The organism is Streptomyces sp. NPDC045022 (assembly GCF_056432605.1).
Map to the genome: position 1 here is coordinate 37743 of NZ_JBWKIR010000012.1, position 15945 is coordinate 53687.

Here is a 15945-nt window from a genome sequence, read left to right on the forward strand (position 1 = left end):
CGGCACGTTCCAGGGGCTGCGGGCGCCGTCGGCGCGTGCGCCGGGGCCGGCGGCCCGCGCCCCCTGCGAGCCGCCCGGTACGCCGGTTCCGGCACCCTCCCTCCCTGACCTGATCCCCGTGCTGCCGTGCCCGAGTGAGGTGATGTCCGATGGCAGCGGACCCGTCCTCCCCCACCCCCGCCCAACCGGCACCGGACGAGCCGAACTCCGGCGGCGATGGGCGGCTGGCGCTGTGGGGCGTGGCGATCGCCGTGCTCGCCGTCAGCATGCTCGGCGGGCACCAGGGGACCGGTGACGCGTCGGGTGCGTCCCGTGCCTCGGGCGCGAGCGCCGCCGCACAGGCCGCCGCACAGGCCGCCGACCCGCCCCAGCTCGGCGGGGCGGCGCTGCCCCGCTCCGCACCGACCCGCCTGCTCATCCCCAAGATCTCGGTGGACGCACCGTTCACGTCCCTGTCGATCGGACCCTCAGGCCAGCTCCAGCCGCCGCCGGCGGGCGACACCAACCTCGTCGGCTGGTACGCCAAGGGTGCCTCGCCCGGTGAGCAGGGCACCTCGATCATCGCCGGGCATGTCGACACGACGACCTCCGCCGCCGTCTTCGCCGACCTCGACGCACTCGAGCGCGGCGACCGGTTCTCCGTGGAGCGCGCCGACGGACGCACGGCGGAGTTCGTGGTCGACAGCGCCGAGTCCTTCGCGAAGGACGACTTCCCCAGCAAACGGGTGTACGCCGACGCGGCCCGCCCCGAGGTCCGGCTGATCACCTGCGCCGGCGACTACGACCACTCGGTGCGGGACTACACCGAGAACCTGGTGGTCTTCGCCCACCTGGTCTGAGCCGTCCGGTACGGCTCAGGCGGCGCGGTCCGCGAAGGGGCCGCCCGCGGCGAAGGCCAGCGCCGCGAACCGTTCGCCGATCCGCAGGTGCGTGGCGGCGTCCGGGTGGAGGTCGTCGGGCAGCGGCAGTTCGCCGAAGTCGGCCTCGCCGTACAGCTCACGGCCGTCGAGGTAGTGGAGACGCGGGTCGTCGGCCGCCCGGTCGCGCACGATCCGGGACAGCTCTTCCCGGATGACACCCAGGGTGAGTTTCCCGGCCGCCTTGTCCGCCGGGTCCCCGGCGGCCCGAAACCGGAGCCGTCCCTCGCTCAGGGCGGCGAAGTCCGGGAGGCTGGGGCCGGGAGTCTCCTCGTGGATGGGGCACAGGATCGGTGAGACGACGAGCAGCGGGATGCCGGGATGCCCCTCGCGGACCGTGTCGAGGAAGCCGTGCACGGCGGGGCCGAAGGCGCGCAGCCGCATCAGATCGGTGTTGACCAGGTTGATGCCGAGCTTGACGCTGATCAGGTCGGCGGGGGTGTCGCGCAGCGCGCGAGCGGTGAACGGGTCGAGCAGGGCGCTGCCGCCCAGCCCCAGGTTGATCAGCTCCACCCCGCCGAGGGACGCGGCGCGCGCCGGCCAGGTGGTGGTGGGGCTCGCCGCGTCGGAGCCGTGGCTGATCGAACTGCCGTGGTGCAGCCACACCTTGAGGCCCCGGTCCGGTACGGGCTCCACGGGTGCGTCGGTGCGCAGCGCGACCAGCTCGGTCGTCTCGTTGTGCGGCAGCCAGATCTCCACGTCCTTGACGGCGTCGGACAGACCGGTGAAGCGCACGGTGCCGACCGGGCCGGGCCGGTGTTCGGCGGCACCGGTGCTCATGTCGATCGTGAGGGTGTTGCCGCCGGTGACGGTGGCGCTGCCGGCCCGGCGTCCGTCCACGAGCAGGTCGTAGACGCCGTCCGGGCGGGGCGGTGCGCCCACGAAGACCCGCTTGGTCGGCAGGGTGTCCAGTTCCACGGCTGTCGCACGGGTGCGGAAGGCCAGTCGTACGCCGGAGGGCTGGGATTCGGCGAGGGCCAGCTGCGGGTCGGCGCACTGGGCGCGGGCCCGGGCGGGCAGCCGGTGCGGCAGCAGCCCGTGGGCGGTGCGTTCCAGGTCGAGGGCGCCGCGGATCAGCTCAGGGGTGAGAGCAGTGGTGTGCATGGTGTGGGCCTGTGTTCCCAGGGTCAGGGGAGTCGGTGGCGTCAGGAGCGGGGCCAGCTGCGCAGCAGAGCGTCGAGGGCGTCCAGGATCCGCGTCCACGACTCCTGCGAGTCGGGGGCGCTGTGGCTGAACCCGCCGGCCGTCTCCAGGCTCACGTAACCGTGGAAGACGCTGCCGAGGAGGCGGACCGCGTGGGTCTCGTCCGGCTCGGACAGGTCGTAGCCGCGCAGGATCGCCCGGGTCATCTGCGCGTGCCGCCCGCCCGCGCTGGCTGCCGCCGTCGCGGGGTCCAGCGGGTGGCGGGCCGCCGCCCAGCGGCCGGGGTACTCGCGGGCGTAGTCGCGGTAGACGTTCGCGAAGGCGGTGAGGGCGTCCTTGCCGGCCCGCCCGGCGAGCGCGTCGGCGGCGCGGTCGGCCAGTTCCTCCAGGGCGAGCAGCGCGATCCGCGCCTTGAGGTCCTGGGAGTTCCTCAGATGCGAGTACAGACTCGCGGCCTTGACGTCGAAGCGCCGGGCCAGCGCCGACACCGTGGCCTGGTCGAACCCGACCTCGTCCGCCAGCTCGGCACCCGCACGGACCAGGCGCTCGGTGGTCAGGCCTGCGCGAACCATAAGTGTCCTCCCCTCTGCCATAACTGATTATGGAGTTTCCTAAAGCATTTAGGCAAATGAGGGTGTGCTGTAGAAGAGGAGGCTGGAGCGGAGGGACTGATGGGGACAGTGCACGACCGGGTCCTCGCCCCACCCTCCGGGCGGCCGGATTCTGTCGAACACCCACTTTTTTGTGGGTACTTGGCAGTGACCGGTCGGCCGGGGGAGGCTGTTCCACGAGGTCAGGGGTTGTCGGCGGCGAGACGGGACGGGAGGTGGGAGTGAGCGTGGCTCAGGATGCCGCCTCGCGCTCGCGGAGCTGTTCCAGGCGGCGGTGGCCCCAGTCGGACACGGGGCCCAGGGCAGCGGCGAGGTCGCGGCCGAAGTCGGTCAGTGAGTACACGGTCTTCGGCGGCAGCACATCGTGCACCTCCCGGTGCACCAGGCCGTCCTCCTCCATCTCCCGCAGCGCCTGAGTCAGCACCTTCTCGCTCAGCCCCGGCAGCCGGCGGCGCAGTGCGCCGGGCCGGTGCGCGCCGGACTCCAGCACCCACAGCAGGGATGTCTTCCACTTGCCGTCGATCACGGCGATCGCGGCGGTCACTCCGCAGACTTCGGGGTCCTGGGCACGGCTGCGTGTCATCGGCGACCTCTTCGTTTCTCCACCGGCCGTTCGGCCGCTCTTCCTTCACACCTACGGGAGTCGAAACATGTCCACACCGGCGAATCTTCCTGCCGTCACCGTGCTCGGTCTCGGTCCGATGGGCCGCTCCCTCGCCGGCGCGTTCCTGAGGGCGGGGCTGCGGACCACCGTCTGGAACCGCACCCCCGGCAAGGACAGTGAGCTGATCGGGCAGGGGGCGGCCGGCGCCGGGTCGGCCGAGGAAGCCGTCGCCGCCGGTGACGTGATCGTCCTCTGCGTGGTGAACTACGACGCCGCCGACGCCGTCCTGCGGCACGTCCCCGTCGCCCGAGCGCTGAAGGGCCGTACGGTCGTCAACCTGACCGCCGACACCCCCGACCGCGCCCGCGGCACGGGGGAGTGGGCGACCGCGCACGGCATCGGCTACCTGGACGGCGCGATCATGACACCGGCCCCCGGCATCGGCACACCGGAGGCCGTCTTCCTGCACAGCGGACCCAGGGCCCTGTACGAGGAGTACCGGTCCGTACTGGAGGCACTGGGCGGAACACACACCCACCTGGGTGAGGAGATCGGGCGTGCCGCCACGTTCGACATCGCCCTGCTCGACATCTTCTGGACCGCGATGGCGGGCTACGCGCACGCCGTGGCGATCGCCCGGGCCGAGGGTGTCACCGCCCGGGAACTGGCACCGTTCGCCCAGGGCATCGGCGCGATCCTGCCGCCGCTCTTCGCGAAGTTCGCCGAGGACGCCGACAGCGGCAGCTACTCCGGGGAGATCAACCCCATCACCTCGGCCGCCTCGACCATGGCCCATGTCGTCGCCGTCTCCGAGGCCCACGGCATCGACGCGGGCGTGATGCGGGCGGTGGAGGGCATGGCCCGCCGGGTGATCGGCCTCGGCCACGGCACGGACGGCTTCATCCGCGTCGCGGAGATCCTGACCCGCCACTGACGGCACCAGCCGGCTCACCGGCCACCCTGAGGGAGGGCGGCCGGGGGCCGCTGCTGAAGAGGCGGGTGGGCTTGCCGGGGCATCGCCGAGGTGTACCACGTCGGTTGGCGGCGAGCCGGCGCCCGCGCTCACCTCCGGCCACCCGGCGTACCCACGCACCGGCGCATCCGTGTACCTCCGTGTACCGGCCCACCAATGCACCCCCGGCAGCCCGCGCACCCCGCCGACGGACTGCGCATCCGCGCACCCGCCGGCGCACCGCGCAGCTGCCCACCCCCGCCGCCGACGGACTGCGCATGCGCCCCCGGCGGAGGGGCTCCCCGTATCCGCGCACCGCCGGCGGCGGACCGCGTGGCCGTGCTCTCCGCACCGGCGGACCCCGTATCCGCGTGCCCCCCCGCCGACGGACTGCGCATCCGCACTCTCCGCACCGGCGCACCCCGTATCCGCGCACCCGGGCCCGACAGACCGCGCAGCCGCGCCCCCCACCGGTCCACCCCGCACTCCCCACCGGTCCACCCAGCACCCGGCAACTCACGCCTCCCCGCAAGCCACACCTCCGCGCACCCACACATCCCCGCACCCAGACATCCCCCCTGCACCCGCCCACAGGCGCCCGCCCACCCACACGCGGACGGAAACCGGACAGGTGCGGACCTTGGACCGTGACTTGTGTGGGCGAGGGGACAATGGAACGCTTCGGTCCGCCGGTCGCGGCCACGGCCGGCGGCGGCGGTGAGCACCGGTTCCGCGAGTGGTGCGCGCTCTCGGCCGACCGGCCGTGGGACGAGACGGGGAGTGGGCGGATGGAGCTGGAGCTTCGGCACCTGCGGGTACTGTGCGCGATCGCCGACGCCGGCAGTGTGGGCCGCGCCGCCACGCAGCTGGGGTACTCGCAGCCGGCCGTCAGTACGCAACTGCGGCGCATCGAGCGCCACCTGGGCGAGCCGCTCTTCGAACGCGGCGCGAGCGGGGTTCGCCCGACCCGCTACGGCGCAGAGGTGGTCGCCCAGGCCCGCGACGTCCTGGCCCGGGCCGACGCCATCGGTCACCGCCCGGTGGCTGAGCGACCCCGCCGTACGCTGCGCGTGGCCGCGACCAACTCGCCCATGCTCTCCGGCACGGTTTCCCGCGTCCGCACCCGGCTGCCGGAACTGTCCCTCGCCGTCAACAGCGTCTACGCCTCCTCGCGGATCGTGGAACTGCTGGAGGAGGGCGCGGCGGACATCGCCATCGCCGCCGACTACCCGGGCATGGAGCTGCGCCACTCGAGCGCCGTGCGGCACCGGGGCATCGTCACCGAACCGACGTTCGTCGCCCTGCCCTCCCGGCACCGGCTCCGGCAGTGCGCCCAGGTCCAGCTCGCCGATCTGGCCGAGGACGAGTGGTTCGTGACCCCGGACGACGGCGCGGGCTGGCCCGGGGTGTTCTACGACGCCTGCGCGACGGCCGGGTTCGCCCCCGTCACCGTGCACGAGTTCCTCGGCGACCAGACCCAGCTGCAGAGCATGATCGCCGACGGTCTCGGCGTGTCGCTCGTGCAGCCGACGCTGCGCCCCATCCCGCACGTCGTCGTGAAGCCCCTGGTCGGATCTCCGCTGTGGTGCCGTTATGTGCTGGCCTGGCGGCCCGGGAGCGCCACCGACGACGTGGTGGAGACGGTGTTCCAGTCCGCCACGGCCGCCTACCGCGATCTCGTCGCCCAGGCTCCGCACCTGCGGACATGGGCCTCACGGACCTGGAGCGTCGCCGGGGCGTAGAGCCACGGCGAAGGCGCACCGCGATGTTATGAGCGGTGTGTGTCATGTGCTATGTCACACACCATTGTTGGGGCCGGTGGCCCGCTGAGACAGTGCCTCGACGCCTCAACACCCCACAGAGGCGCATCCCTTCGTGGAGGATCCCAGATGCGCTATCGCTTCGCGCTGCCCGGGCGCGGGTCCGGTCGGACCGTCAGACGCACGGCGGGCGCCGCCGCCGTCTGCGTCACCATGGCCGGCCTGCTGTCCACACCGGCACTGGCAGTACCCCGGCCCCACCCCGGCACGGCCATGGCGGCGAGCCGCCCGCACACCGGCATCGCCACCGCCGCGGCCCGAAGGGCCGTTCCCCCGCCGTCGCCCACCGGCGCGACCACCACGGCCACGGAGCGCCCCGCGACCCGGCCCCGGCGCCTCAGCCCTGCCCAACTTCCGCCCCAGGCGCCGACACCGACCCGCACGCACAGAGTCGAGCGGGACGCCAAGGCGGCCTCCTGCACCCCGGCGGACTTCGGCAGCCGCACCGGAACAGCCCTCGTCTCCTTCGTGAAGGCCTCCTCCACCGACTGCGTCAACAGCCTCTTCCCGGTCACCGGCAGCAACGCGCGCGATGTCTTCCGCGAGACCCAGATGCTGACCGTGGCGAACGCGTTCCGGAGCACGGCCGGCCAGTACCGCGGCGACAACTCCGGCAGCCTCGAACAGCTGGTCCTGTTCCTGCGCGCCGGCTACTACGTGCAGTTCAACCACTCCGGTGACGTGGGCGCGTACACCTCCCGGCTCACCACCGCCGTCACCGCCGGCCTCGACACCTTCTTCGGCCGCTCCCACTCGCGTGACGTCAGCGCCGCCAACGGCGACATCCTCGGCGAGACGGTCATCCTCACCGACAGCGCCGACCGGCAGGGCCGCTACCTGTACGTCTACCGGCGGCTGCTCAACGACTACGACAGCTCCTACGACTCTGTCGACAGCATGATCAGGGCCGTCAACGACGTCTACACGCCTCTGTGGCGCGGGAACTGGAACCCGGAGTACGTGAAGGCGGTCGAGGCCGACCCGCGCGTCATCGACACCCTGTACGACTTCGCGCTGGCCAACACGGACCAGCTCGGCACGAGCCTGGCCTTTCTCGACTCCAACGCCGGGATGAACGTGGCCCGTTACGTCGAACACCCGGAACTGCGCGACACCGTACGGCCGTTGGCCCGGGACCTGCTGGACCGGACGGAGATCGACGGCCCGACGGCCGGGCTCTGGGTGGCCGTGGCGACCCAGGCGAACTACTACGACAGCGCCAACTGCTCGTACTACGACGTCTGTGACCTGCCGGACAAGCTCACCCGGGCCGTCCTGCCCACCACCCACCGCTGCGATGCGAACGTCACCATCCGCGCCCAGTCCCTGACCGCCGCCGACCTCGACGCGGCCTGCGCGAGCGTCCTTCGCCAGGACGCCTCCTTCCGCTCGCTGGTGAAGGCCGACGGCCCGATACCCGGCCAGTACGTCTCGGCCATCCAGCTCGTGGTCTTCGCCGGCCGCGCCGACTACCAGACCTACGCCGGCGCCATCTACGGCATCAGCACCGACAACGGCGGCATGACCCTCGAGGGCGACCCGTCGGACCCGGCCAACCAGGCCACCTCGATCATGTACCAGAAGGACTACGACGACGGGTTCGTGGCCCGGATCTGGAACCTCAACCACGAGTACACGCACTTCCTGGACGCCCGTGACGACATGAAGGGCGACTTCCCCCAGCAGATCTCCGTGCCGGACGTGTGGTGGATCGAGGGCCTCGCCGAGTACGTCTCCTACAGCTACCGGGGCCTCGCCGACGACCAGGCGGTCCAGGAGGCCGGGAGGCACACGTACAAGCTGAGCACCTTGTTCGAGAACACCTACGACAACAGCGACGTGACCCGCACCTACCCGTGGGGCTACCTCGCCGTGCGCTACATGACCGAGAAGCACCCCGACGACGTCCAGCGCATGCTGGCACGCTTCCGCGTCGGTGACTACGCCGGCGGATACGCCGTCTACCACGACGGCATCGGCACCCGCTATGACGCCGATTTCGACCAGTGGCTCACGGCGTGCGCCGCGGGCGCGTGTGCCAGGCCGGCCTCGGCCTGACCGCACGCGCCCCAGCGGAACGGCCGCCGGCCGGAACCCCGGTCGGCGGCCGTACGCGCGTCGGCGAAAGGTGTCAGACCGCCGTCGCCGGGAACGTCGGGTACTCGACGCCCGAGACGTGCTGGACGACCCGGACGACCTGGCAGGAGTAGCCGAACTCGTTGTCGTACCAGAGGTAGAGGATCGCGTTGTCCCCGTCGACCTTGAGCGCGCCGGCGTCCACGATCGAGGCGTGGCGCGAGCCGATGAAGTCGCTGGAGACCGCGTCGGGCGCCGTGATGAAGTCGATCTGGCGCTTGAGCGGCGAGGTCAGCGACACCTCGCGCAGGTAGTCGTGCACCTCCTCGCGGGTGGCCTCGCGGGCCAGCTGGAGGTTGAGGATCGCGATCGAGACGTCCGGCACCGGGACACGGATCGAGCTGCCGCTGATCTTCGCCTTGAGGTCGGGCAGCGCCTTCGCGACGGCGGAGGCGGCACCGGTCTCGGTGATCACCATGTTGAGCGGCGCGGAGCGGCCACGGCGCTCGGACTTGTGGTAGTTGTCCAGCAGGTTCTGGTCGTTGGTGAACGAGTGGACGGTCTCCACGTGGCCGCGCAGCACGCCGTACTCGTCGTCCATCGCCTTCAGCGGCGGGACGATGGCGTTGGTGGTGCAGGAGGCGCAGGACAGGATCTGCTCGTCCGGCTTGATGGTGTCGTGGTTGACGCCGTGCACGATGTTCGGGACGTCGCCCTTGCCCGGCGCGGTCAGCACGACCTTCGCGATGCCGGGACGCAGGTGGTTCGACAGCCCCTCGCGGTCGCGCCACTTGCCGGTGTTGTCGATGAGGATGGCGTCCCGGATGCCGTACTCGGTGTAGTCGACGTGCGACGGGTCGTCGGCGTAGATCACCCTGATCTCGTTGCCGTTGGCGACGATCGTGCTGCTGTCCTCGTCCACGGTGATCGTGCCCTGGAACTGGCCGTGGATGGAGTCGCGGCGCAGCAGCGAGGCGCGCTTGACGAGGTCCCCGGCGGCCCGGCCGCCGCCGCCGCGGACGACGATGGCGCGGAGCCTGAGGCCGTTGCCGGAGCCGGCCTTCTCGATCAGCAGGCGGGCGACCAGCCGGCCGATGCGGCCGAAGCCGTACAGGACGACGTCGCGCGGCTCGCGGCGTTCGATCTTGTTGGCACCCGTGGCACCGGCGACGGCCTCGGCGGTGAACTCCTCCACGCTCAGGCCGCGGTCATCGGCCTTGTGCAGGGTGGCCAGCATGCCGAGGTCGATCTGGGAGGGCCCGAGGTCGAGGGTGGTCAGGGCCTTCAGGTACGGCATGGTCTCGGTGACCGACAGCTCCGCACCGGCGATCTGCCGGGCGAAGCGGTGCGTCTTCAGGATGCTGACCACCGACTTGTTCACCAAGGAGCGGCTGTGCAGCAGGACGGTCACGTCCTGCTCGCGGTGCAGCTTCCCGATGAGCGGGATCATCGACTCCGCGATCTCCTCGCGGATCTTCCAGTTGGTGAACGAGTCGTCGTTGACAGTCACAGATCTATCTTTCGAGCTAGGCAGCGCTCATATGCTAGTCACACCCTACTGTGATCATCCGAGTGGTCCGTCAGGGGGGTGCCGTGAGCGGGGGTTCGCCCCGATTCCCGGGCCCGTTCCTGAATCAGGGTGGAAGTGCGGGAGAAACCCGGGTCGCGGATTGCATGTCCGAACGGGCCTGCCCAAGGTCAGGGGCGTGAGCACCTCTTCCGTCCCCCGGCCCGAGCCGGCCGCCCCGTCCGGTCTCCTCCGCCGCCCGGCCCTGCCACGGCTCGCCCGGCCCGGGGCCCCCGGGGGTGCGTTGCCGGCCCTCGCCCTGTTCGCTGCCGTCCGGCTCACCGGGCTCCTCACGGTGATCCTCGCGAACGACCTCCGGGGGCGCCCGCTCGTCAGGAACCTGGCGCACTCCTGGGACTCCCGCTGGTACCTGCACATCGCCACCCACGGCTACGGTCACCTGATCTGGATCACCCCGAACGGCGGGATCCAGACCGACTGGGCGTTCTTTCCGCTGTACCCGGCGCTCATCAGGGCGCTGACCGCCGCCCTGCCGGCCACCCCCGGCCAGGCCGCGATGCTCATCGCCTGGGCCGCGGCGGGCGCGGCGGCGTACGGCATCTACGCCATCGGCCACCATCTGCACGGAAGGGGCGGCGCCACCGCGCTGGTCGCCCTGTGGGCCGTCCTGCCCCATGCCGTCGAACTCACCATCGCGTACACCGAGTCACTGTTCGCCGCGCTCGCCGCCTGGTCCCTGTACTGCGTGCTCAAGGGCCGCTGGCTGTGGGCGGGTCCGCTGGCCGCGGCGGCGGGCCTGGCCCGGCCCAGCGGATTCGCGGTGGCCGTCGCCGTCGCCCTCGCGGCCGCACACGAGGCGCTGCGCCGGCGCGGCCGGGTACCGGCGAGCCTGTGGGCCGGGGCGGTCCTGGCACCGCTCGGCTGGCTCGGCTATGTGCTGTGGGTGGGCAGCCGGACGGGCGACCTGCTCGGCGGCTACCTCAAGGTGCAGAGCGCCTGGGACTCCCGCTTCGACTTCGGCGCGGGCTCGCTGCGCTTCCTGCGGGCGCTGCTCCTGCACGGCGGCGGCTTCGTCTACCCGGCGGCCCTGGTGATCATCGCGGTGGGCGTCCTGCTGTTCGCGCTGCTGTGCCTGGACCGGGCCCCGCTGGCCCTGGTGGTCTTCACGGGGGTCCTGATCCTGCTCGTGGTCGGCGGATCGGGTTCCTTCTCCTCCAAACCGCGTTTCCTCCTGCCGGCCTTCCCCCTGCTCATCCCGATGGCGTGCGCACTCGCCCGCACCTGGCGCGCACGACCGGCCCAGGCGCTGCTCGTCTACGGCGCCCTCACCGTGGTCTCCCTGCTGTTCGGCGCGTATGTGCTGGCGGTGGCCCACTCCCCGCTGTGAGGAGGGGCCCGGATGCGCGAGCCCCTGTGCGAAGGCCGCGAATCCGGGTAGGTGAGGGGGCCTGAGGAAAGGATCGTCATGACGACCTATGTGATCAGCGTCCCCGGCACCTTCACCGCGGGGATCGAGGCGGACACCCGAACACGTCTGGCCCGCGCGCTCCGGCCCGCCGATCCCCACGGCACGCGGATGGGCAGCGCCGAGGATCTGGACGTGCTCAGCGTCAACGAGGACAACACGTTCACCCTCCGTCTGACCGTCGAGGCGGACACCGGCCCGCACGCCGAGGAGGAGGCCCGCCGCCTCGCGGACTCCGCTCTGCGGGACGCCGGACTCGATGAGGGCAACGCACCTCTGGGGCCCGCCGTGATCACCGGTATCGACTCCGAGGTCCGGTGACCGGGAGAACCGTGCTGCGGCCTCTCGGTGGGGCGAGATCACCCTATATAGGTAAAATCTAGGCGTTTGCCGAAAGTCCAGGCATCCGGCCCACCACGGGCCACCGCCGCCGGAAGTGATCGATGCCCCGCAAGCGCTCCCCGGACGAAGGCGACGAGCTGCTGGCCAGACTCGGTTCGCTCATCGCCCAGGCGCGCCGGCGCGCGGAGCTGCAGCGCACCCAGGTCGAACTGGCCGTCGCCCTGCAGCGGGGCATGCTGCCCCGGGACCTGCCCGCCGCGCCCGGTCTGCACCTGGCGGTGCGCTACACGCCGGCCAACCTCGGTCTCAACGTGGGCGGCGACTGGTACGACGCCTTCGCCATGCCCGACGGCCGGATCGGGCTGACCGTCGGCGACGTCCAGGGGCACAACATCGAGGCCGCCGCCTTCATGGGGCAGGTCCGGGCCGGGCTGCGCGCCCTCGCCTCCGTCACCAGCGAGCCCGGCGAACTCCTCGCCCGCACCAACGACCTGCTGCTCTCCCTCGGCAGTGACCTGTTCGCCACCTGCACCTTCATGCGGCTCGACCCGGCCACCGGAATACTGGAGAGCGCACGGGCCGGCCACATCCCCTTCGTGTGGGCCACGGCGGACGGGAAGTCCGGCGTCGCCGACGACGAGGGAGGCCCGCCGCTCGGCATCGACAAGGGCATGGACTACCCGGTGACCCGGCACCGGCTGACCACCGGCGGAGTCTTCGTGCTGCTCACCGACGGCGTGGTGGAGGGGCCGTCGCTGAACATCGAGGACGGGCTCGACCAGGTGGTGCGCCTGGCGGGCGTCGCCGCGGTCGCCGGCCTGGAGGCCCACGCCCTGGCCGCCGCCGTGATCAGGGGCGCCGAGAGCGTCGGGCACGAGGACGACGCCGCCGTCCTCGTCGTGGGTCTCGACGGCCTGGGCGTCCGGCCGTGACCCGTGGTCAGCCATAGGGCCGGACGGCGGCGTCCCCGCCTCGCCGACCAGGGGTCCTCGGTGTGAGATGGCTGCTGTGGTGGGTTACGAGGATCTGCGCCGGCCGGGCGGCTACATCGTCCAGGTGCTGGCCGTCGCGGCCTGCTACTACGCGGCGAGCCGACTGGGCCTGCTGCGGCAACTGTCCATCGAGGGCGCCGTCGTCACGCCCATCTGGCCGCCGACCGGCGTCGCCGTCGCCGCCCTGCTCATCTTCGGTCTGCGCTGCTGGCCCGGCATCACGCTCGGCGCCTTCTTCGCCGTGCTGTCGCTCACCAGCCCCCGCCTCGACGTGCTCGGTATCCTCGCCGGCAACACCGCCGCACCGGTGTGCTCGGCGGTGTTGCTGCGCCGGGCCGGCTTTCGCAATGACCTCAGCCGATTGCGGGACGGCCTCGCGCTGGTGTTCCTGGGCGCCCTGACCACCATGCTGATCAGTGCCACGGTCGGCGCCGGCCTGCTGTTCGTCACGGGCAGGCTGGCCGCACACGGCTTCTGGCCCGTCTGGCTGGCCTGGTGGGTCGGGGACGCGATGGGCGTCCTGATCGTCACCCCGCTGCTGCTGTTGCTCCACGGGGCCCGCCGGCCACCACTGCTGGGCCGCTGGAAGGAGGCGACCGCGCTGGCCGTCGTCGCCTGCCTTCTCGTACCGCTGGCCGTCTACAGCTCGCTCAGCCTGCTCTTCCTCGTCTATCCGCTGATCATCTGGGCCGCTCTGCGCTTCCAGCTCGTGGGCAGTGTCCTGTGCGCGCTGCTGACGTCCGTCGTGGCCACCGTCGCCGCGACCGACGACGTCGGGGCCTTCGCCGGGCTGGGCCGGATCGAGGTCATGGTGAAACTTCAGGCGTTCAACGGCGCGATGGCCCTGACCGCGCTGCTGCTGTCCGCCGTGATCACCGAGCAGCGCAATACCCGGCGCTCGGTGGCGAAGGCCTGCCAGGAGCTGGTCGAGGTGCTGGAACACCTCACCACGGGCGACGCCCCGCCGCCCCGGCCGCAGGCGACGACCGACGACGACCAGCCGTGGCCCGGCGAAACGCCGTAAGGCGGCGGCAGGGATCCCGCCGTGTGAGCGTGCGGCCAGGGGGCCGACGAATCCGCCCAGCGGTCCTGTGGCCAGGGGGCCGACCAGTCCGCTCAGCGGCTCGGCGGTCCTGTGGCCAGGGGGCCGACCAGTCCGCTCAGCGGCTCGGCGGTCCTGTGGCCAGGGGGCCGACCAGTCCGCTCAGCGGCCCGGCGGCCCTGCGATCAGGCGGCCGACCAACCCGCGCAGTGGTCCAACGGTCAGCGTGCGGCCGGCCAGTCCGCCCGGCCTGCGGCGGCTGATCCAGTCCCGCTGGTGAGATCGCCGGCGCGGGACCCGGCGGGACTTCAGGGCCGGGGAGCGACCGAGATCCGCCGCACCGGCCCACCGATCCGGCATCCTGGCTGCCCGGACACCCCGGACACCCCGGACACCCCGGACCCCGGACACCCCGGACCCCGGACACCCCGGAGGCCCCGGAGGCCCCGGCCCCCGCGGTATCCGCTCTGCCGGATCACCGCATCATCGGCCGATTCGCCCCTTGGTCCCCTGTCACCGGCCGGACCGGTTCACCGGTCCCTCGTCGTCACTGCCCGGCTCGGCAGCCCCCGTATCCGCCGTGGTGTCCTGGTCCCAGCGGACGGGCGGGTGGGCGGAGCCGGTGGCGCCGGGCCGACCGCCGCCGGTCGTGCCGTAGCCCCCGGGGATGCCCGGTGGTGTGTCCGCGGCAGCCGCCGCCTCGCCGATGCGGCGCCGGGCGCGGACCCCCGCCCGGCGCTCCGGGTACGGGTACTCGAACGGCTCGGCGACGGCACGCTCGCGCTCGGCCGCGAGCCGCCGTCGCGCGGCCCGCTCGGCGTCCGTGGCGCTCTCGTGACCATGGTCGTTTCGGTTGCGGTCGTCCATGCGGCGCCGAGTACCCGGGCGGCGGCCGGGGCCAACGTCCGTCCCGGCGTGTCGAACGGCCGGCCCGGGGCACTGGGAGACGATGGGGCAGCCCGTACGGGCAAGGGCTGGACCGGAGGGACAGCGGCGGCATGGAGCAGCGGGTGGCACCGCGGACGGCGGGCGCGGCGGACGACAGGACCGGGGCGGCCGGCCCCGGCCCCGGTGACCCGGGGAGCGGCCCGGGCGACGGGACCCTACGGCCCCCGCACGACGACACCGACGTGCGCCGCCGCATCCCGCGCACCGATCTGCTCCTGCGCGACCCCCGCCTGTCCGCGGCCGTCGAGCGGCTGGGCGCGCGTGTGGTGAAGGCCGCCGTCCGGCGGGCGCAGCAGCAGGCCCGGGAGGGCGGCATCGCACCCGAACGGGTGCCCGAGACGGCCCTCGCCCTGCTGCCCGGCACCGCCGGCGTCCTACGTCCGGTGATCAACGCCACCGGGGTGCTGCTGCACACCAACCTCGGCCGGGCCCCGCTGTCGGCCGCCGCCCGGCAGGCCGTCCAGGAGGCCGCCGGACCCACGGACGTCGAACTCGACCTGGACAGCGGCGTACGGGCCCGCCGGGGACGCTCCGCCCTGGCCGCCCTGCACGAGCGGGTGCCCTCGGCCGGTGCCGTGCACGTCGTCAACAACGGCGCCGCCGCGCTGGTGCTCGCCGCCACCGCACTCGCGGCAGGCAAGGAGATCGTCGTCAGCCGCGGCGAGATGGTGGAGATCGGCGACGGTTTCCGGCTGCCCGACCTGCTCGTCTCCACCGGCGCGCGGCTCCGCGAGGTCGGCACGACGAACCGCACCACCGCCACCGACTACGCCGACGTGATCGGCCAGGACACCGGGTTCGTACTCAAGGTCCACCCGTCCAACTTCCGCATCACCGGTTTCACTCGGGCGGCCGAAATCTCCGAACTCACCGGCCTCGGCGTCCCGGTCGTCGTCGACATCGGCTCCGGACTGCTCGCGCCGCACCCCGCCCTGCCCGACGAACCCGACGCCGACACCCAGCTCCGCGCGGGCGCCGCGCTCGTCACCGCGAGCGGCGACAAACTGCTCGGCGGACCCCAGTGCGGACTCCTGCTCGGCGACCAGGACCTGGTCAGCACCCTCGCCCGGCACCCGCTGGCCCGCGCCCTGCGTGTCGACAAACTGACCCTGGCCGCACTCGAGGCCACGCTCACCGGCCCGCCCACCCCGACCGCCCTCGCCCTCACCACCGACCCGGCCCGCCTGATGACCCGCGCCGGCCGGCTCGCCGCCGGCCTCGCCGCCGACGGCATCGACGTGCGGGCCGTGGAGTGCGCCGCCACGGTCGGCGGCGGAGGCGCCCCCGGGGTCACCCTGCCCAGCGCGGCACTCTCGCTGCCCGAGCCGTACGCCGCCGCGCTGCGCACCGGCCGCATCCCGGTCGTCGGACGCCTGGAGGCGGGCCGCTGCCTGCTGGACCTGCGGGCGGTGCCGGAGGAGGACGACGAACGGCTCGCGCAGGCCGTGCGCACAGCGGGGCCGGCAGACGGCGAGCGGCCGGCCCCGGCCGGCGCGGAGAGGTAG

14 protein-coding genes are annotated in these 15945 nt (G+C 72.7%); 9 read left to right on the forward strand and 5 right to left on the reverse strand.

The genetic code is table 11. The annotated features are described in order from the left end of the window. Positions 1 to 149: 149 nt before the first annotated feature. Positions 150 to 839, forward strand: a complete 690-nt coding sequence (locus AC07C1_RS22140) for a class F sortase (protein WP_478941389.1) — start codon at positions 150 to 152, stop codon at positions 837 to 839. A gap of 15 nt (positions 840 to 854) precedes the next feature. On the opposite strand, the gene AC07C1_RS22145 is transcribed toward AC07C1_RS22140, so the two are convergent. From AC07C1_RS22145 to AC07C1_RS22155, 3 genes are all read right to left on the reverse strand, one after another. Then, the gene (locus tag AC07C1_RS22145; protein WP_478941391.1) at positions 855 to 2021 is read right to left on the reverse strand and encodes a GDSL-type esterase/lipase family protein; all 1167 of its coding nucleotides are present in this window, start codon (positions 2019 to 2021) and stop codon (positions 855 to 857) included. Between the two features lie 41 nt (positions 2022 to 2062). Further along, positions 2063 to 2632 carry a TetR/AcrR family transcriptional regulator gene (locus AC07C1_RS22150; RefSeq protein WP_478941393.1) on the reverse strand — a complete coding sequence of 190 codons (570 nt, stop codon included), beginning with the start codon at positions 2630 to 2632 and terminating at the stop codon, positions 2063 to 2065. Positions 2633 to 2903: 271 nt separating this feature from the next. Beyond that, a complete protein-coding gene (locus AC07C1_RS22155) occupies positions 2904 to 3254 on the reverse strand; it encodes a winged helix-turn-helix transcriptional regulator (RefSeq protein ID WP_478941395.1) in 351 nt (116 codons plus the stop codon). A 67-nt stretch (positions 3255 to 3321) separates the two neighbouring features. Here AC07C1_RS22155 and AC07C1_RS22160 point away from each other — a divergent pair, with 67 nt between their 5' ends. The 3 genes from AC07C1_RS22160 to AC07C1_RS22170 all read left to right on the forward strand — a co-directional run bounded on the left by AC07C1_RS22160 (position 3322) and on the right by AC07C1_RS22170 (position 8105). Beyond that, on the forward strand, positions 3322 to 4209 hold the full coding sequence (locus tag AC07C1_RS22160; protein WP_478941397.1) for an NAD(P)-dependent oxidoreductase: 888 nt from the start codon (positions 3322 to 3324) through the stop codon (positions 4207 to 4209). Positions 4210 to 5015: 806 nt separating this feature from the next. Further along, a complete protein-coding gene (locus tag AC07C1_RS22165; RefSeq protein ID WP_478941721.1) occupies positions 5016 to 5969 on the forward strand; it encodes a LysR family transcriptional regulator in 954 nt (317 codons plus the stop codon). A gap of 147 nt (positions 5970 to 6116) precedes the next feature. Continuing rightward, positions 6117 to 8105, forward strand: a complete 1989-nt coding sequence (locus tag AC07C1_RS22170) for a collagenase (protein WP_478941399.1) — start codon at positions 6117 to 6119, stop codon at positions 8103 to 8105. Positions 8106 to 8178: 73 nt separating this feature from the next. On the opposite strand, the gene AC07C1_RS22175 is transcribed toward AC07C1_RS22170, so the two are convergent. Next, on the reverse strand, positions 8179 to 9633 hold the full coding sequence (locus tag AC07C1_RS22175; protein ID WP_478941401.1) for a glyceraldehyde-3-phosphate dehydrogenase: 1455 nt from the start codon (positions 9631 to 9633) through the stop codon (positions 8179 to 8181). 196 nt (positions 9634 to 9829) lie between these two features. Here AC07C1_RS22175 and AC07C1_RS22180 point away from each other — a divergent pair, with 196 nt between their 5' ends. From AC07C1_RS22180 to AC07C1_RS22195, 4 genes are all read left to right on the forward strand, one after another. After that, entirely contained in the window at positions 9830 to 11038 is a 1209-nt protein-coding gene (locus AC07C1_RS22180; RefSeq protein WP_478941403.1) for a hypothetical protein, read from the forward strand. 78 nt (positions 11039 to 11116) lie between these two features. After that, entirely contained in the window at positions 11117 to 11437 is a 321-nt protein-coding gene (locus AC07C1_RS22185; RefSeq protein ID WP_478941405.1) for a hypothetical protein, read from the forward strand. Between the two features lie 122 nt (positions 11438 to 11559). Beyond that, positions 11560 to 12390 (forward strand): PP2C family protein-serine/threonine phosphatase, encoded by an 831-nt coding sequence (locus tag AC07C1_RS22190; RefSeq protein ID WP_478941407.1) that lies wholly within the window; start codon positions 11560 to 11562, stop codon positions 12388 to 12390. A 76-nt stretch (positions 12391 to 12466) separates the two neighbouring features. Beyond that, positions 12467 to 13474 carry an MASE1 domain-containing protein gene (locus AC07C1_RS22195; RefSeq protein WP_478941722.1) on the forward strand — a complete coding sequence of 336 codons (1008 nt, stop codon included), beginning with the start codon at positions 12467 to 12469 and terminating at the stop codon, positions 13472 to 13474. Between the two features lie 531 nt (positions 13475 to 14005). Here the strand turns inward: AC07C1_RS22195 and AC07C1_RS22200 are convergent. Beyond that, positions 14006 to 14359, reverse strand: a complete 354-nt coding sequence (locus AC07C1_RS22200) for a hypothetical protein (protein ID WP_478941409.1) — start codon at positions 14357 to 14359, stop codon at positions 14006 to 14008. Positions 14360 to 14490: 131 nt separating this feature from the next. Between AC07C1_RS22200 and selA the strand changes: the two genes are divergently transcribed. Beyond that, positions 14491 to 15945 (forward strand): L-seryl-tRNA(Sec) selenium transferase, encoded by a 1455-nt coding sequence (gene selA / locus AC07C1_RS22205; RefSeq protein ID WP_478941411.1) that lies wholly within the window; start codon positions 14491 to 14493, stop codon positions 15943 to 15945.